At 71.3% G+C, this 16,083-nt stretch carries 18 protein-coding genes and 1 tRNA gene; 5 read left to right on the top strand and 14 right to left on the bottom strand.

What is annotated here, in order from left to right:
* Positions 1-82 precede the first annotated feature (82 nt).
* The 4 genes from HWD93_RS09465 to HWD93_RS09450 all read right to left on the bottom strand — a co-directional run bounded on the left by HWD93_RS09465 (position 83) and on the right by HWD93_RS09450 (position 4,582).
* Entirely contained in the window at positions 83-1,249 is a 1,167-nt protein-coding gene (locus tag HWD93_RS09465; protein ID WP_261646674.1) for a mechanosensitive ion channel family protein, read from the bottom strand.
* A 107-nt stretch (positions 1,250-1,356) separates the two neighbouring features.
* Positions 1,357-2,271, bottom strand: a complete 915-nt coding sequence (locus HWD93_RS09460) for a glycine betaine ABC transporter substrate-binding protein (RefSeq protein WP_261646673.1) — start codon at positions 2,269-2,271, stop codon at positions 1,357-1,359.
* Between the two features lie 14 nt (positions 2,272-2,285).
* Entirely contained in the window at positions 2,286-3,263 is a 978-nt protein-coding gene (locus HWD93_RS09455; protein WP_261646672.1) for a proline/glycine betaine ABC transporter permease, read from the bottom strand.
* The gene (locus HWD93_RS09450; protein WP_267484330.1) at positions 3,260-4,582 is read right to left on the bottom strand and encodes a glycine betaine/L-proline ABC transporter ATP-binding protein; all 1,323 of its coding nucleotides are present in this window, start codon (positions 4,580-4,582) and stop codon (positions 3,260-3,262) included. Before HWD93_RS09450 ends, HWD93_RS09455 begins: the two co-directional genes overlap by 4 nt.
* A gap of 423 nt (positions 4,583-5,005) precedes the next feature.
* Here HWD93_RS09450 and HWD93_RS09445 point away from each other — a divergent pair, with 423 nt between their 5' ends.
* Together HWD93_RS09445 and HWD93_RS09440 are read left to right on the top strand one after the other, a co-directional pair.
* On the top strand, positions 5,006-6,643 hold the full coding sequence (locus HWD93_RS09445; RefSeq protein WP_261646671.1) for an amino acid permease: 1,638 nt from the start codon (positions 5,006-5,008) through the stop codon (positions 6,641-6,643).
* A 116-nt stretch (positions 6,644-6,759) separates the two neighbouring features.
* The gene (locus HWD93_RS09440; RefSeq protein WP_261646670.1) at positions 6,760-7,065 is read left to right on the top strand and encodes a hypothetical protein; all 306 of its coding nucleotides are present in this window, start codon (positions 6,760-6,762) and stop codon (positions 7,063-7,065) included.
* 72 nt (positions 7,066-7,137) lie between these two features.
* Here the strand turns inward: HWD93_RS09440 and HWD93_RS09435 are convergent, their stop codons facing one another.
* The 8 genes from HWD93_RS09435 to HWD93_RS09400 form a co-directional block, all read right to left on the bottom strand.
* On the bottom strand, positions 7,138-7,974 hold the full coding sequence (locus tag HWD93_RS09435) for a VOC family protein (protein ID WP_261646669.1): 837 nt from the start codon (positions 7,972-7,974) through the stop codon (positions 7,138-7,140).
* A gap of 108 nt (positions 7,975-8,082) precedes the next feature.
* Positions 8,083-8,709 (bottom strand): PepSY domain-containing protein, encoded by a 627-nt coding sequence (locus HWD93_RS09430; RefSeq protein WP_261646668.1) that lies wholly within the window; start codon positions 8,707-8,709, stop codon positions 8,083-8,085.
* A 48-nt stretch (positions 8,710-8,757) separates the two neighbouring features.
* A complete protein-coding gene (locus tag HWD93_RS09425) occupies positions 8,758-10,101 on the bottom strand; it encodes a HAMP domain-containing sensor histidine kinase (protein ID WP_261646667.1) in 1,344 nt (447 codons plus the stop codon).
* Positions 10,094-10,771, bottom strand: a complete 678-nt coding sequence (locus tag HWD93_RS09420; protein ID WP_261646666.1) for a response regulator transcription factor — start codon at positions 10,769-10,771, stop codon at positions 10,094-10,096. Before HWD93_RS09420 ends, HWD93_RS09425 begins: the two co-directional genes overlap by 8 nt.
* A 263-nt stretch (positions 10,772-11,034) precedes the next feature.
* Positions 11,035-11,247, bottom strand: coding sequence for an SCO4848 family membrane protein (locus HWD93_RS09415; RefSeq protein ID WP_070418512.1), 213 nt, complete (start codon positions 11,245-11,247; stop codon positions 11,035-11,037).
* 178 nt (positions 11,248-11,425) lie between these two features.
* Entirely contained in the window at positions 11,426-12,352 is a 927-nt protein-coding gene (locus HWD93_RS09410) for a hypothetical protein (RefSeq protein ID WP_261646665.1), read from the bottom strand.
* On the bottom strand, positions 12,349-12,816 hold the full coding sequence (locus tag HWD93_RS09405; RefSeq protein WP_261646664.1) for an ImmA/IrrE family metallo-endopeptidase: 468 nt from the start codon (positions 12,814-12,816) through the stop codon (positions 12,349-12,351). The genes HWD93_RS09410 and HWD93_RS09405 overlap by 4 nt, the downstream gene beginning before the upstream one ends.
* The gene (locus HWD93_RS09400; RefSeq protein ID WP_070419521.1) at positions 12,813-13,253 is read right to left on the bottom strand and encodes a hypothetical protein; all 441 of its coding nucleotides are present in this window, start codon (positions 13,251-13,253) and stop codon (positions 12,813-12,815) included. The genes HWD93_RS09405 and HWD93_RS09400 overlap by 4 nt, the downstream gene beginning before the upstream one ends.
* Before the next feature lie 84 nt (positions 13,254-13,337).
* Here HWD93_RS09400 and HWD93_RS09395 point away from each other — a divergent pair, with 84 nt between their 5' ends.
* The gene (locus HWD93_RS09395; protein ID WP_261646663.1) at positions 13,338-13,988 is read left to right on the top strand and encodes a YigZ family protein; all 651 of its coding nucleotides are present in this window, start codon (positions 13,338-13,340) and stop codon (positions 13,986-13,988) included.
* A gap of 105 nt (positions 13,989-14,093) precedes the next feature.
* On the opposite strand, the gene HWD93_RS09390 is transcribed toward HWD93_RS09395, so the two are convergent.
* A tRNA-Lys gene (locus tag HWD93_RS09390) sits at positions 14,094-14,169 on the bottom strand.
* Between the two features lie 93 nt (positions 14,170-14,262).
* Here HWD93_RS09390 and bcp point away from each other — a divergent pair.
* A complete protein-coding gene (bcp, locus tag HWD93_RS09385; protein WP_261646662.1) occupies positions 14,263-14,733 on the top strand; it encodes a thioredoxin-dependent thiol peroxidase in 471 nt (156 codons plus the stop codon).
* Between the two features lie 73 nt (positions 14,734-14,806).
* Here the strand turns inward: bcp and HWD93_RS09380 are convergent, their stop codons facing one another.
* Entirely contained in the window at positions 14,807-15,229 is a 423-nt protein-coding gene (locus HWD93_RS09380; protein WP_261646661.1) for a hypothetical protein, read from the bottom strand.
* 260 nt (positions 15,230-15,489) lie between these two features.
* On the opposite strand from HWD93_RS09380, the gene HWD93_RS09375 reads away from it, so the two are divergent.
* On the top strand, positions 15,490-15,738 hold the full coding sequence (locus tag HWD93_RS09375) for a WhiB family transcriptional regulator (protein WP_022904217.1): 249 nt from the start codon (positions 15,490-15,492) through the stop codon (positions 15,736-15,738).
* Positions 15,739-16,083: the final 345 nt, after the last annotated feature.

Genomic DNA, 16,083 nt, shown 5'->3' with positions numbered 1-16,083 from the left:
CGGGACGCGACCCGGTGACGGACGGGAGGGACGGTGCCAGCTGGCACCGTCCCTCCCGTCCGTCAGCTTCCGGGCCGGCCGGTCAGCGCTCCGACCGCGGGATGTCCGAGGTCTGGATCGGCCCCGTGAAGAGCGCCGCACGGTCGTCCTGGTCCGGCGTGAACAGCGCGGACTCCGACGCGGTCGACGCCGCGCGCCGTCGCGGCGCCGCGACCTCGTCCACCATGAGCACCCGCTGGACCGGCAGCGCGTCGGGGTGGGTCCGCTGGATCCAGTCGACGAGCTCCTCGCGGATGTAGCAGCGCAGGTCGAACAGGGACGGCGCGTCGTGCGAGGTCGCGAGGACCCGGACACGCACAGACCCCTGCACGGCGTCGGTGACCTGCAGGACCTTCACCCGGCGGTCCCAGAGCTCGGTGCGGTCGAGGATCCGGTCGAGCTCGGCGCGCATCTCCCCCGGCCGGACCCGCCAGTCGAGGTCGAGCTCGACGGCCCCGAGCATCTCGCTGTTGGTCCGGGTCCAGTTCTCGAACGGCGTGCTCGTGAAGTACGTCGACGGCAGCACGAATCGCCGGTCGTCCCACAGGTGCACGACGACGTAGGTGAGAGTGATCTCCTCGATCCGCCCCCACTGCTGCTCGACCACGACGACGTCGTCGACACGGATCGACCCGGAGAACGCGAGCTGCATGCCGGCGAAGACGTTGCCCAGCGTCGACTGCGCCGCGAGGCCGGCGATGACGGAGATGAGCCCCGCCGACGCGAGCACGCTCGCCCCGGCTGCCTCGACCCCCGGGAAGGTCAGCAGGATCGCGCCGATGCCGATGATCACGAGGACCGCGACGGTCAGCCGGCGGATCACGAGGACCTGCGTGCGGATGCGGCGGGCCTGCCGGTTGTCCGGGACGTCGATGCGGAAGCGGTGCAGGCCGAGGTCCTCGAGGAAGATCGCGATCTGGCACGCCAGCCAGGTGCCCGCAGCGATCGTGGCGATGAGGAAGCCGTGCGACACCGGCGCGCGCCACGGGAAGGCGTCCGGCCGGTTCGGGACGCTCGTGACGAACGCGACCCAGAGGAGCACGACGAGCAGTTCGGTGCGGAACGGGTGCTTCATGCGTCGGGAGAGCACGGCCGCCCAGCGTTCCCGCCGCGCGAGTGCGCGGAAGACGAGGTGCAGGACGAGCGCGGCGGCGGCAGTGACGAGCAGCGCGACGCCAATCGCGACGAGGAGCCGGAGGAGGATGTCCATCCCTCCATCGAAGCGGTGGACGACGGACGTCGTTCAGGAACGCGACCACCCACATGCCAGGAGGCGCGGCGCCGGACCGGCACCGCGCCTCCTGGCAGGGGCTGCTGCTACTTCGTCGAGGTGAGCGAGTCCACGTAGTCCTGGTGCTCGGACGCCCACTTCGCGGTGATCGCCGGGTACTCGCTCGTCTTCGCACCGCTGTTCACGAGCGCGTTCTCGAGTGAGTAGAGCGTGTCGGAGTCCATCTCGAAGTCCTCCATCCACTTCGACGCCTGCGGGAACTCGTCGGCGAAGTCCTTCTTGGCGATGGTGTGGATCTCCTCGTTCTTGCCGAGGGCGCCCTTCGGGTCCTCCAGGTCCTTGATCGGGAAGGCGTCGTACGCCCAGTGCGGACGCCACAGCGTCACGACGACGTCCTCCTTCTTCGCGATCGCGGCCTTGAGGTCGGCGAGCATCGCCGGCGTCGAACTCGTGATGAAGTCCATCCCGTCGAGGCCGTACTGCGGGATCACCTGGTCCTGCACGACCTTCGTCTCGCCGGCTGCGGGCTCGATGCCGACGATCTTGTTGCCGAAGTCCGAGGCCTTCGCCTGCAGTTCGTCGATCGAGTCGATGTCCGAGTACTCCGGCACGGCGAGCTCGAGCGACGCCTGCTCGTTCCACGCGCCGAGGTCCGTGAGGTCCTTGCCGTACGTGTCCATGTACTCCTTGTGCGTGTTCGGCAGCCAGGTGTCGAACACGACGTCGTAGTCGCCGGATGCGAGGCCCGTGTAGGCGGGCGCGACGTCGGAGTTCGTGAGCTGGACGTCGTAGCCCTTCTGCTCGAGGACGTGCTTCCAGAGATAGCTCGCGGCGGTGTCCTCGTCCCAGCCGTTGAAGACGACGACGTGCATGGACTTCTGGTCGCCGTTGTCGAGCGTGCCGGAGGCGCCGTAGTACCCGGGCGGCATGCACGCGGACAGGCCGAGGGTGGTAGCGGCGGCGAGTGCGGCGGCCGCGAGGGTGCGCTTGGTTCGCTTCATGATCTGTTCCTTCCTCACGCGTCGACGGTCTGGCGGTCGGTGACCGCTTCGGTGGTGGCGGCGGTCTGGGCGGTCGCCGCGTTCGGCGTCGCGGTCACGGTGGGCTTCCGCTTCGCACGTCCGAAGAGCCTGGAGGCGCGGCCCGAGTCACCGCCGAGCGCTGCGGTCAGGCGGTCCAGCAGGATCGCCAGCACCACCACCGACAGGCCGGCTTCCGCACCGAGACCGACGTCGATGCGGTTCAGCGAGGCGACGATCTGCTCGCCGAGTCCCCCGGCGCCGACCATGCCGGCGATGACGACCATCGAGAGCGACAGCATGATGACCTGGTTGACGCCCGCCATGATGCTGGCCTTCGCGAGCGGCAGCTGGATCTGGCGGAGGATGCGCCACGGACTCGACCCGAACGCGGCGCCGGCCTCGACGACCTCGCTCGGGACCCCACGGATGCCGAGCTCGGTGAGCCGGACGCCCGGAGCCATCGCGAACACGATCGTCGCGACGATGCCGGGGACGACGCCGACGCGGAAGAGCAGCAGCGCCGGGATCAGGTAGACGAAGGCCGGGGTGGTCTGCATGAAGTCGAGCACCGGGCGGATGATCCGACTGGCGGAGTCCGAGCGGGCGGCCCAGATGCCGAGCGGGATGCTGAACACGACAGCGAGCCCCGCGGCGACGATCACGAGGGCGAGGGTGTCCATCGCGTTCGTCCACTGGCCGACGCTCACGATGAAGAGCAGACCGACGGCGGCGCCGAGCGCGAGCTTCCAGCCCTTGGCGACGAACGCCAGGACCACGAGGATCGCGACGACCACCCAGAACGGCGGCGTGGAGAGGAAGTACTCCATCCACGCGTCCATCCACGTGAACACGTAGCGGACGACGTCGAAGAAGCCGGAGAGGTAGGTGGTGATCCAGTCGACGATCGCTGCGACCCAGGTGCCGAGGGGCAGGTGGAAGTCGCCGAAGGAGTTGGTTCCGGGGGTGATCATGCGTGGTCTCCTTCGGCGAGGGTCGAGTCCATGTCGGAGTCGGAGATGCGGGTGACCGGCTCGAGCACCGGGATGGGCATCGTCGCCGTCGGCACGTTGCCGAGGGCGGCGAGCAGGGTGACGCGCGGGACGACCCCGAGCAGGCGCCCCTCGTCGTCGACGACCGCGATCGGCAGCGGCGACTCCACCGCGAGCTCGAACAGGTCGGTCAGCGCGGTCTCCGGCGCGACCCGGGCGTACTCGGTGTTGACGATGGCGTCGAGGTTCGTGTCGCCGGCCTTGACCTGGCGCATCACGTGCCGGTCGCGGACCCAGCCCTCGAGCTTCCGGCCGCGTCCGGTCACGAAGACCGCGGCCGTCTGCAGGTCGCGCATGGTCCGGAGCGCGCCACGCGGGCCGACGGTCAGCGGGACCGCGGCACGTGCGGGCTCCATGACGCTCGACGCGGTGAGCACGCGGGCGCGGTCGACGTCCTGCACGAACTGGGCGACGTAGTCGTTCGCGGGGTCCGTGAGGATGTCCTCCGGCGAACCGATCTGCACGATCCGGCCGTCGCGCATCACGGCGATCCGGTCGCCGAGGAACATCGCCTCGTTGAGGTCGTGCGTGATGAAGACGATCGTCTTGCCGAGGCGCTGCTGCAGGTCGACGAGCTGCTCCTGCATCTCGCGGCGGATGAGCGGGTCGAGGGCGCTGAAGGCCTCGTCCATCAGCAGGACGTCGGTCTCCGCGGCGAGGGCGCGGGCGATGCCGACGCGCTGCTGCATGCCGCCGGAGAGCTCGTCGGGCTTGGCGTCCGCCCAGACGTCGAGTCCGACCAGGCCGATGACCTCGCGGGCCTTGGCCAGCCGGGTGGCCTTGTCGACGCCGTTGACCTCGAGGCCGTACGCGACGTTCTCGAGCACCGTGCGGTGCGGCAGCAGCGCGAAGTGCTGGAAGACCATCGACACGCTGGTGCGGCGGATCTCGCGGATCTCCTTCGGCGTCGCCTTGGTGACCGTCCGGCCGCCGATCTCGACGCTGCCCGCGGTCGGCTCCAGCAGGCCGTTCAGCATGCGGATGAGTGTCGACTTGCCCGAGCCGGACAGGCCCATGACGACGAAGATCTCGCCGGGACGCACGTCGAAGGACGCGTCGATGACGGCTGCCGAGCCGAGGTCACGGACCTCGTCACGGGTGGCGCCGTCGGCCAGACGGCGGACCGCTTCACCGGGTCGGCGGCCGAAGACCTTGTAGGCGCCGTGCACGCGCACGGCCGGGACGTCGGTGGGGTGGTCCGGCGTGACGGCACGCCGGTCCTGGGGTGGTGCGATGGTCAACGGTGCTCCTCGCGGGACCGCGGCGCGAGGACGGCGCACGGCGGTACCGGTGGTTGCGGACGGGTCGCCCGGCACCGTGTTCGGCGGCATCGCATCGAGCCCGCGCAACGGCGCAGGGCGAGCGATCACGCACGCGGGGGTCGTACTCGGGACGACCCCGGTCCAGCCGACCGTACGGCCCCCGCTGTGCTGCTGCGGTGGACGCGTCCTGATCGTCGGTGTCCCCTGAAGGGACGTTCAAGGCTATCCGCGCTTGTCCCCCGTCGCGAATCCGGGTCCGCCGGAATCCCGGCACCGGTGTACCCCGTTCACGGCGTGTCGCCCACCGGTCCGGGGATCGCGATCGTGACCGGCTCGTTACTTTTCAGGAGACTCGCATGGTTGTGTGCCACCCCTGTTCGACGCACCTGTAGCGTGTCGCGCATGACAGCGCAGAACGACACCGGCGTGGACCGCGCGCCCGCGAACGACTTCTCGCACGAGCAGGAGGGCTACCAGCACGGGCTGAAGCCCCGGCAACTGCAGATGATCGCCATCGGCGGCGCGATCGGCACGGGGCTCTTCCTCGGCGCGGGCGGTCGCCTGCACACCGCGGGGCCGGCCCTGGCGGTCGTGTACCTCATCGCGGGCATCTTCGCGTTCTTCATCCTCCGGGCACTCGGTGAGCTCGTGCTGCACCGTCCGTCGTCCGGGTCGTTCATCTCGTACGCCCGCGAGTTCTTCGGGGAGAAGTTCGCGTACGCCGCCGGGTGGATGTACTTCCTGAACTGGGCGATGACCTCGATCGTGGACACCACCGCGGTCGCGCTCTACCTGCACTACTGGGCCGGACCGCGCGCGATCCCGCAGTGGGCGCTGGCCCTCGCGGCGCTCGTCGTCGTGCTGGCCGCGAACCTCGTCGCCGTGAAGGTCTTCGGCGAGCTGGAGTTCTGGTTCGCGATCATCAAGGTCGCCGCCCTGGTGGCCTTCCTCATCGTCGCGCTCGTGTGGCTCGTGTTCGCGTTCCCCGTCGAGACGGGCGGCGAGACGGTCCGGACCGGGTTCAGCATCTGGGCGGACAACGGCGGCCTCTTCCCGACCGGCCTGCTCCCGGCGGTCCTCGTCGTGCAGGGCGTCGTGTTCGCCTACGCCGCGATCGAGCTCGTCGGCACCGCGTCCGGCGAGACGCAGGACACCGAGAAGGTCATCCCCCGCGCGATCAACTCGGTCGTCTTCCGCATCGCGGTGTTCTACGTCGGGTCGGTCGTCCTGCTCTCGCTGCTCCTGCCGTACACGTCGTACAAGGACGGCGTCAGCCCCTTCGTGACCTTCTTCTCGTCGATCGGCAACCCGCAGGTCGGCCAGGTCGTCGGCTCGATCATGAACTTCGTCGTCCTCACCGCGGCGCTGTCGTCGCTGAACGCCGGGCTCTACTCGACCGGACGAGCACTCCACTCGATGGGCATGAACGGCTCCGCGCCGAAGTGGACCACGAAGATGACGAAGGGCGGCGTGCCGTTCGCCGGCATCCTGCTCACCTCGGCGTTCACGCTGGTCGGCGTCATCCTCAACCTGTTCGTCCCCGGGCAGGCGTTCGAGATCGCCCTGAACATCGCGAGCCTCGGCATCATCACCGCCTGGGGCACGATCATCCTCTGCCAGATGAAGCTGCGGTCGTGGGCGAAGCAGGGGCTCGCGAAGGAGCCGTCGTTCAAGCTGCCGGGCGCGCCGTACACGTCCTGGCTGACGCTGGTGTTCCTCGCGACCGTCATCGTGCTCATGGCGATCGACTACCCGATCGGCACGTACACGATCGCGTCGCTCATCATCGTGATCCCGCTGCTCATCCTCGGCTGGTTCCTGCAGCGCGACCGCATCCTCCGGATCGCCTCGCTCCGCTCGGGCATCACGGGTCCGTACCCGGTGACCGGTCGGGACCCGGCGAACCAGGTGCGTCGGAGCGGCGCCGGCACGGACGGCTCCTCGACCGCAGCGGCGGACGGTTCCTCGACCGGGTCCACGGATGCGTCCGCTGGTCCGGACGCCGGGTCGGACCCCGGGTCGGACGACCACCGGGCCTGATCACCGGCAGCTCCCCCGTCCGTCGGCTCGACCGGCGACGGGCGGAGTGTCCGGATAGCGAAACAGCGCGCCTTGGGCGTGCAGGAGGGTCCGGCACCCGTCGGTACGATCGGCGGGTGCCGGACCAATCTGTCTCCCCCACGCTCGACCTCCAGCTCACCTGGCGCGGTACCTTCGGCCGCGTCCGGGTGTTCGACGACCGCGTCGCCGCCGAGACCAGCTACGAGCGGGACGCCCTGACGCCGGTGCCGATGGAGTCCGTGCGCGGGTGGCGGATCGAACCGTGCGACTTCGACGCGGTGTGCGTCGAGTTCGTCACGCCCGGCGAGACCTACCGGGTGCTGCTCGACACCACGGACGAGCAGGTCGCGGGGCTGGCGTTGCGCCGAGCCCTCGGCGCGCCGTTGCCGTCCGCGTCCTGAGGCGGGCCGTCCTGCGACGGGGCGTCCCGGGACGGGACTCCTGACCGTCGATCGACGTCGTCGTGGCGGGACTCAGCCGTCCTGCGGCGCGAACTGCGTGACGCGGAACGTCGCACCCTGCGGGTCCTGCAGCTCCGCAGCCCGGGTCCAGGAGCCATCCCACGAGTCCAGCACCCGGCCACCGAGCCGTTCGGCGAGCGCCGCGGCACCGTCGCGGTCCGCCACGCTGAACGAGACGTGCCAGTCGTCGGCACCGGCGTCGAGCCGAGCGAGCGCGCCGATGACGTCGGCGAACCCCTCCGGCGCGCCGACCTGGCGTTCGCGGATGTCCGGGTCCGAGGTCGCCGCGAGGTGGTCGCCGTACCCGGGCAGGCGGACCATCGCGCTCGGGCCTTCCTCGATGCCGGAGACCTGCCAGCCGAAGAGCTGCTCGTAGAACCCGATCGCCTGCTCCGGATCGGTCGAACGGAGGTCGCTGAACACCCACCCACCGGGGGCGTTGATGTGCTGCGCGCCGAGTCGGGCGCGCGCCTGCCAGAGCCCGAACGCGGCACCACGGGGATCGACGCAGTCGACACTGCGGCCGGCCGCTCCCCCGGGTCCGGCGTCCTCGGCGGGACCAGCGGTGCCGCCGAGCTCCGTGACGCGACGGGCCACGGCGTCGGCGTCGTCGACCGCGATGTACGTGAGCCACGTGGCCGGCTCGTCACTCGACGCGACGGCACCGACCTCGTGCCCGTCGATCGACACGATGCGGTAGGAGCCCGGCACCCCCGGCGGGAGTCGCTCCTCGAAGTCCCAGCCGAACAGCCCGCCGTAGAAGGCCTGGGCTGCATCCGGGTCCGGCTGTCGGGCGTCGATCCAGCTGGGGACGCCCTGGGGGTACGTGCGCGGGGTCTGGTCGGTCATCGTCGCTCCCGGGTCCGCCGGCGCGTGGCCGGATGCCCCAGGTCTACCGCGGACCACCGACGCCCTCGCACCCGCGCCCGCCCTCACGCCCGCGCCCGCGCCCGCGCCTCAGTCGTCGATGTCGACCTCGTCCGTGACGACCTTGCCGGTGCCCGCGTCGAGGCGGACGCTGTGCTTCGTGCCCGAGGCGTCGCGCACGTCGCCCTCCCAGACGACCTTCCCGAGGTGGTCGTCGAGCCCGAGCTCGGTGATCGTGCCGGCGTGCAGGTCCTCGAACCGGCCGACCGCGTCGTCCACGGTCAGGTCGGCCGCGGCCGTGGAGCGCTCGTTCTCGGCCCGGTCGTCGGCGTCCGAGGTTTCGGTGCGCGGCGATCCGGACACCGCCGTGCCGGCCTCGTTCGTGTGCACCTCGTGCTCGGTGCCGTCGTCGGTGACGACCAGCACTTCGTACGCGGTGCCGTTCTGCTCCTGCTCGACCGAGAGCACGGTGCCAGACCCCACGGCGTCGCGGGCGGTGGCGACGGCGGCACGCAGGGCGTCGTTCGACGTGGCGGACGCAGCGGTCGCGCCGCCGGACGCCGATCCGGACGAGGACGATGACGACGTCGTGGACGAGGCCCCGTCGGACTGCGCGGTGGAGCACCCGACGAGGGCGAGGGACGCCACGAGCGGCAGGGCAGCGATGCCGGCGACACGACGGGTCGAGCGGGCTGTGGTGGTGCGGAGTGCGTTCATGCGACCAGGGTGCCGGGCGGGTGCTGAAGCACGGCTGAAGCCCCCTGGTCAGCCGCCGAGTGCGATGCGGACCGCGAACCGGGCGCCGCCGAGGGGCGAGTCCGTCACGACGACGTCCCCGCCGTGTGCCCGGACGGCGTCCTGGACGATCGCGAGGCCGAGTCCCGCGCCGCCCGCGTCCCGGCTGCGCGCCTCGTCGAGCCGGACGAGGCGTTCGAACACTCGCTCGCGGTCCGCCGGGGCGATGCCCGCGCCGTCGTCGTCCACCGTCAGGACGGCGCGTCCGTCCTGCTCGGCGAGCGCGACGACGACCCGACCCTCGGCGTGCCGGACGGCGTTGTCGACGAGGTTGCGGACCACGGCGGCGAGGAGCCGTTCGTCCCCGAGGACACGGGCCGGCCCGATCCCGGACCCCTCGACCCGGATCGACCCGTCGGTGCTCCCGCCGAGCCGTCCACGCGCCCGGGCCACGGCGTCGAGCGCCAGGTCGTCGAGGTCCACCGGACGCCGGACGCCCACGTCGCCCTCGTCGAGCCGCGAGAGCTCGAGGAGGCCCGTCACGAGGTCCTGCAGCCGGAGCGCCTCCGATCGCACCACCTCGGACAGCTCGACGACGTCGGCGCGGTCGGGGTGCGCCGCGGCGACCTCGGCGTGCTGGCGGATGGTCGCGATCGGCGACCGCAGCTCGTGGGAGGCGTCGGACACGAACCGCCGCTGCCCCGCGGCGGAACGGTCGAGCCGGTCGAGCATGGTGTTCATGGTCGTGGCGAGCCGGGCGATCTCGTCGCCGGTGTCCGGGACGGCGACCCGGGCGTCCGGTCGTGCCGCGCGGATCGTCTCGACCTCGGTGCGCATGCGTTCGACCGGGCGGAGCGACCGGCCGGTGACCACCCACGTGACGGCACCCATCACGAGCACGAGCACCGGGACGCCCACGGCCAGCAGCGCGACCGCGGCACCGACGGCGGCGTCGGTCTGGTCGAGGGAGACCCCGTAGACGAGCGTCGCGTCCCCGCCGCCGGGCAGGTCGACATCGTCGGCGACGAGCAGCCACCGCTCGCCGTCATGCGTCCAGCGGGACTCGTCGGCCGTCGGGAGCGCCGGTGGATCGGCGTCGTCCCCGTGGGCGAGGACGGACCCGTCGTCCCCCACGACCTGCACGAGGACGTCCTCGTAGCCGCTCACGACCCCGGCGCCGTCGGCCTCGACACGAGCCGAGGCCTGCTCGAGCCCCGACTCCGCCGTGGTCCGCACCCCGTCGAGGAGGACGAGGCGGAGCACGACGACGAACGCCGCCGCGCCGACGAGCAGCGCCGCGAGCACGACGACGACCGCCCCGAGGGTGGTCCGCGCCCGGACGGACCGGAAGCGCCGGCGGCCGCCGTCAGCCACCGTCCGCCGCCAACCGGTAGCCGGCGCCGCGCACCGTCTCGATCGCGGTGCGACCGAACGGCCGGTCGACCTTGCGACGCAGGTGTCCGACGTACACCTCGACGATGTTCGGGTCGCCGTCGAAGTCGACGTCCCACACGTTCTCGATGACGTCGCGCTTCGAGCAGACCTCGCCGGCGCGGCGCGCCAGGAACTCGAGGACGGCGAACTCGCGACTCGTCAGCTCGACGGGCGTCGACGCCCGGGACACCGTCCGGGCGGCCGGGTCGACGACGAGGTCGCCGAGCGTCAGGACCGCCGGGCGCTCGCGCGCACCACGGCGGACCAGGGCACGCAGCCTCGCCACGAGGACGGGGTGCGAGAACGGCTTCGTCACGTAGTCGTCGGCCCCGGCGTCGAGCGCCTCGACCTGGTCCCACTCGCCGTCCTTCGCCGTCAGCATGAGGACGGGCGTCCAGTCGCCGTCGGCACGGAGCTGCGCGCACACGGCCCAGCCGCTGAGGCCGGGCATCATCAGGTCGAGCACGATCGCGTCGTAGCCGAACTCGCGGGCGTGCCACAGTCCGTCGACGCCGTCGTGGGCGACGTCGACCGCCCACCCCTCGGCTTCCATCCCGCGACGGACGCCGTCGGCGAGCCGCACCTCGTCGTCGACCACCAGGACACGCATGCCCCGATCCTGCCGTGCGCCGCTGAAGCAGGCCTGAAGCGCCCTGGACACGACCGGTCGCGGGCCAGGAGGCGCGGTGCGGGCCGGCACCGCGCCTCCTGGCCGGCACCGGGTCGCGTCCACAGCCCCGTCGTCGCCGGGTCCCGGGACGGATTCGGGTTCTGGCCCGGCCTCCGGCGGCGACGGTACCAGCGCCGATCCTGCTCCCTCGGCGACGGACACGCTCGCAGCCGGCCGGGCCGGCGAGGCCGGTCGGGACCGGCTCAGACGAGCAGGAGGATCCCCGCGACGACGGCCGCGACGGCGATCGCCAGCGCGATGAGCAGCAGCACGAGGTGCACCGTGTAGAACGTCGTCGGCTTGCCGGCGGCGTCACGCGCCCGGGAGTCCTTCGCGACCCGCTGGAAGAAGCGCGGCCAGGTGACGACGTTGAAGACGGCACCGATGAACAGGACGAGGGCTGCGAAGACGGTCACCCGACGATCCTAGACACCGCGGGCACGGGGCCGGTGGTGCTCGGCCGCCCCCAACGCGGCCGAGTCCCACCCCGTGCTGCCACATCGCGTGTAGCACCTGCTACAGACCCTACACGGCGGCCCGGACGACGTCGACCCATCCAGTGGGATCGATGTCCCGTTCTGATAACGACTGGCGCTACGCCGCGTCGAGGGCCGCTTCGGCGTCGGCCAGGGCCCGCTGCTCCGAATCGCTCAGCGACTGCCGGGCGCGACGGGCGCCGTCGTTGATCTCGACGATGAGCCGACTGAGCCGCGTCGCCGGGTCGCCGGAGTCGGGGTAGGCGTTGTCGGTGCCGATCCGCGCGTGCAACGGCGTGAGGGCGCGCAGGGCGGTCTCCACCCGGCGGGAGCGCCGACGACGGGAGACCTGGTGGCCGATGACGAGCAGGAGCATCCCGGACGACACGCAGATCACCGCACCCGGGGTCGTGACGTCGTAGGGCAGCGCGAGGGCCCGGGTGAGGCCGAGGTCGCCCAGGACGTGCGCGAGGTCCATCACCACGACGACGACCATCCGCACGACACCGAGGACCCCACCGAGCACGAGGACCCACAGGCCGACGAGGTCGGTGGTGGTGCGGGCCTCACGCAGGTGCAGGACGCAGATGAGTCCGGTCGCGCCGAGCGCCACCCCGAGGTAGACCGTCTGCGCGATCGAGTAGACCGTCGCCGCCGGGTGCGATCCGGCGTCGAGCATGAAGGTCGTCGTCGTCGCGGGCTTGTCGAGCACGGTGAACGCCACGATGACCACCACGACGACGACCGCGCACGTCACGACGATCGCGTTCCGCAGCCACGGCCGCGCGGCACCGACGGCCTTCGCCACACCCCAGAGCAGGGTGCTCGTCCCCGCGACCATCAGGCAGTCGCTGACGACCGTGACCACGTTGAACCCGCCGAACCGCGGGTCGAGCCACCGGTACAGCGGGTCGACGTTCGTGACGATCGTCGCGGCGAACAGCAGGAAGGTGACCGCGAGCGTGCGGTCCTGCCCGCGCTGCAGGACGAACAGCGTGACCGTGCCCGCGATCAGGAGCAGCGCCTGGACGAGGGAGACGATCACCCGAACACCCCGCGGAACGCGCTCGGACGGTCGCGGTGGCCGCGGATGAGCCCGGCGAGCCGGTCGGCGAAGACCTCGGCCTCGTGCTCGTACTCGTTCGAGAACAGCCCGCGGGCGAGTGCCCGCTCGACCTTGTACTCCGGCAGGTCCGGGATGACGTCGCGGATGTAGGCCGCCTGCGGTGCGTGGTCCTGGTGGCGGTGCAGGATGTGGCCGAGTTCGTGGCCGATGACGAACGACCGGAACGTCCGCGAGGCCGTCGGGGAGATCATCACCAGGTGCTGCCGCTCGAGCGTCGCCACGAAGCCGCACACGGGCTCGGCGGCGAGGAACGCCTCTTCACGGACGACGATCGGCTTGCCGACCACCTCGGCCGCGGCGGCGACGGCCTGGTCCACGTCGGACCACCCCTCGGCCGCGCCACGCGCCCAGAACGCCTCGATGAGGTCGGTCGGCGCGCTCATGCGACGCTCCCCCGGGCGGACTCCTCCTCGAGCACCTCGGCGATGCGACGGAGCGCCTCGGGCGAGAGCTCACCGGGGAAGGTCCGGGCGGCGAACCCGCTGACACGTGCCGATCGGAGGGAGCGGACGAGGGCGAGCTGGGCGCCGATGCGCTCCGGGACGTCGCTGTCCTCGAGCAGGAAGCGCTCGTCGACCTCGAAGAAGCCCGCGAGCAGGCGGAGCAGCCCGGTGTCACGGTTGCGACGGCCGTCCCCGGAGAGCATGTACGTCCACTTCGCCCGGGACAGCGAGCCACCCTGGGCCGCCACGTACTCCTCGATCGCCGCGAACGGGACGGGGGCGCCGCGCTGCGCTTCCTCGAAGTCGAGGAGGAGGTTCAGCCGGCGCGCGAGTTCCGCGGCGTCGAGCACGCCACCCCTCGGATCTGCTGTCGCCATGTCGATCGGACTCCTCCCCAGCCGCACGTCGTGCAGGACATGGTAGCGCGAGCCGCCGACGAGGACCTCGCTAGCCTCGACGGTGTGAGCACCCCGTACCCGTCCACGGTCGCCGCCCCGGTCGAGCACGAGATCGTCATCACGAAGTCGCGCTTCATCACGACCGTGGCGCCGGTGTCCGGGGTCGCGGACGCGGACCGGGTGATCGCCGAGGTCCGCCGCCGGCGGTGGGACGCCCGGCACAACTGCACCGCGATGGTCACCGGCGTGCTCGGGGACCAGGCGCGGTCGAGCGACGACGGTGAACCCTCCGGGACCGCCGGCGTCCCGATGCTCGAGGTGTTCCGACGCCGTGGGCTGACCGACGTCGTCGCAGTCGTCACGCGGTACTTCGGGGGCGTGAAGCTCGGCGCCGGCGGACTCGTCCGTGCCTACTCGACCTCGGTGTCCGAGGCACTCGACCGCGCGACGCTCGTGCACCGGCGCGCACTGACCCGGGTGACGGTGGACGTCCCGCACGCCGACGCCGGCCGGATCGACAACGTGCTGCGCGACTGGGTCCGGCACCACGGAGCCACGCTCGGCGACCCCGCGTACGGCGCCGCCGCGACGTTCGAGCTCTGGGTGCCGGGCGACGGCATCGAACCGCTGCGTGCCGACCTCGCCGCGACCTCGGCGGGAGCGCTCGACCCGGTGGTCGGCGAGGAGCGCGTGGTCGACGTCCTCGCCGAGTGATCCGCACGCGGAGTCGCGGCGGAATCGCACTCCGGGCGTGTCTCACCGTGCGGCACCGCATGCCGGGAACGACGAAGGCCCCGACTCGATGAGTCGGGGCCTTGCTGGTGCACCCCCTCGGACTTGAACCGAGAACCCACTGATTAAGAGTCAGTTGCTCTGCCAATTGAGCTAGAGGTGCATGTTGCGCTTCCGTGCTGCAACGGGAAACAACAATAGCATGGGTTTCGCGTGCTCTTGACCACTCGGGGCACGGACCACGAACAGGAGCCCCATGACCGACCGTCTCGCCGCCGGCGACACCGCCCCCGACTTCACCCTGCCGGACCAGGACGGCACCGAGCACTCCCTCTCGGCCCTGCGTGGGAAGAAGGTCATCGTGTACTTCTACCCGGCAGCGTCGACGCCGGGGTGCACCACCGAGGCATGCGACTTCCGCGACAACATGTCCTCGCTGCAGGCCGCCGGGTACGAGGTGCTCGGCGTCTCGAAGGACGACCTGCCGGCACTCAAGACCTTCCAGCACGAGCAGGCCCTGACCTTCCCACTGCTGAGCGACCCGGACCTCGCCGTGCACAAGGCGTGGGGCGCCTGGGGCGAGAAGAACAACTACGGGAAGATCGTCACCGGCACGATCCGCTCCACGATCGTGGTCGACGAGGACGGCACCGTGCAGCTGCCGCTCTACAACGTCAAGGCGACGGGGCACGTGGCGAGCCTACGGAAGAAGCTCGGCCTGGTCTGAGACCCGGCTGATCGACGGACGGGAGGCGCGGTGCCAGCTGGCACCGCGCCTCCAGTCCGTGGATCGGGACCGTCTACTCGACCGGTCGGGCGAGCGCGTCCGTCACCGGTCGCGACAGCACCAGCGTGATGCCCAGCAGCGCGGGGATGAGCAGGAACCAGCCGACGGCGGGCACGCGGAAGACGCCCTGGAACGCCCCGATCGCGAGCGCACCCTGCAGCACCTGCCAGACGATGATCCCGGACCGCACCCACGGACGACGGTTGCGGAGGCCGATGAACAGGGAACCGAGCCAGAGCGCCGCGATGGCCGCGAGGACCGTCAGCGCGATCCCGGACGCGATGCTCGTGGCCGGCGCGACGACGAGTTCGACGACGAGGACGATCGTCACGACGACGAGGGCGGCGAACTCGAGTCCGACGACGACGAGGAGCGCCAGGAGGGCAGGCGACCGCCGCTCGACGTGGTCGGGCTCGATCGGGGTGGTGTCGGGCACAGCATTCCTCCAGCGTCGGAACCCTTGATTTGGCCCTACCAGTATGGAACGATATTCGAGGTCGTTTGGACGGCACGATGTGGTGTGCGTCTCCCGTGGTTCGACGCTCCTCCCCCGAGCGTTCTGCGGGCGTCAGACTCGCTTCCAGCGGACTCCTCCCCCACGGGTGTCCCCTCGTGCCTCGCGCATGCTCAGCGTTCCGATCCCCGAACCACGGCCCCGGCCTGCCGTTCGAGCATCGATTTCAAGGAGCACCACACATGGACTGGCGTGACCAGGCAGCCTGCCTCACCGCGGACCCCGAGCTCTTCTTCCCCGTCGGGAACACCGGACCGGCCGTCGATCAGATCGAGAAGGCCAAGTCGGTCTGCGCTCGCTGCACGGTCACCGAGATGTGCCTGCAGTACGCCCTCGAGAACAACCAGGACTCCGGTGTCTGGGGTGGCCTGAGCGAGGACGAGCGCCGCGCGCTGAAGCGTCGCGCCGCCCGCGCTCGCCGCGCTTCCTGACCCGGCGCCTGCTGCGCGCCTGACGCCCGCCGTCCCCTCTGGGCCGGCGGGCGTCGTCGTGCGCGGGGCGCGGCTGCGCCGCGCGCGGCGCGAGGCGGTAGCGCACGCCTGCGCAGCACCGAAAGCACGCGACGCCGCACCATCGCGCGGTTCGGACGCACTTGCGTTGTGCTGCCGCCCGACGCGCGGCGCGGCGAACCACGGAACCGACGTCGAACCAGGGCCGGACGGCGGTTCGACGTCGGGAACGTGGTTCGACGCGGCCCTGGCGGGCGCACGCCGCGCCTCCAGGCGGCTGCGCAGGCCTCCGCACAACGGAAAGCAGGCGACGCCGCGGCATTGCGT

The organism is Curtobacterium sp. C2H10 (assembly GCF_025407985.1).
Classification (GTDB): Bacteria; Actinomycetota; Actinomycetes; order Actinomycetales; family Microbacteriaceae; genus Curtobacterium.
Note: the sequence above shows the minus strand (reverse complement) of the source record. Positions and strands in the feature narration are given on the sequence as shown.

Excerpts from the sequence above, each read along its gene's own strand:
- HWD93_RS09465 (WP_261646674.1), bottom strand. The coding sequence starts at position 1,249 with ATGGACATCCTCCTCCGGCTCCTCGTCGCGATTGGCGTCGCGCTGCTC.
- HWD93_RS09460 (WP_261646673.1), bottom strand. The coding sequence starts at position 2,271 with ATGAAGCGAACCAAGCGCACCCTCGCGGCCGCCGCACTCGCCGCCGCT.
- HWD93_RS09455 (WP_261646672.1), bottom strand. The coding sequence starts at position 3,263 with ATGATCACCCCCGGAACCAACTCCTTCGGCGACTTCCACCTGCCCCTC.
- HWD93_RS09445 (WP_261646671.1), top strand. The coding sequence starts at position 5,006 with ATGACAGCGCAGAACGACACCGGCGTGGACCGCGCGCCCGCGAACGAC.
- HWD93_RS09435 (WP_261646669.1), bottom strand. The coding sequence starts at position 7,974 with ATGACCGACCAGACCCCGCGCACGTACCCCCAGGGCGTCCCCAGCTGG.
- HWD93_RS09430 (WP_261646668.1), bottom strand. The coding sequence starts at position 8,709 with ATGAACGCACTCCGCACCACCACAGCCCGCTCGACCCGTCGTGTCGCC.
- HWD93_RS09420 (WP_261646666.1), bottom strand. The coding sequence starts at position 10,771 with ATGCGTGTCCTGGTGGTCGACGACGAGGTGCGGCTCGCCGACGGCGTC.
- HWD93_RS09405 (WP_261646664.1), bottom strand. The coding sequence starts at position 12,816 with ATGAGCGCGCCGACCGACCTCATCGAGGCGTTCTGGGCGCGTGGCGCG.
- HWD93_RS09400 (WP_070419521.1), bottom strand. The coding sequence starts at position 13,253 with ATGGCGACAGCAGATCCGAGGGGTGGCGTGCTCGACGCCGCGGAACTC.
- bcp (WP_261646662.1), top strand. The coding sequence starts at position 14,263 with ATGACCGACCGTCTCGCCGCCGGCGACACCGCCCCCGACTTCACCCTG.
- HWD93_RS09375 (WP_022904217.1), top strand. The coding sequence starts at position 15,490 with ATGGACTGGCGTGACCAGGCAGCCTGCCTCACCGCGGACCCCGAGCTC.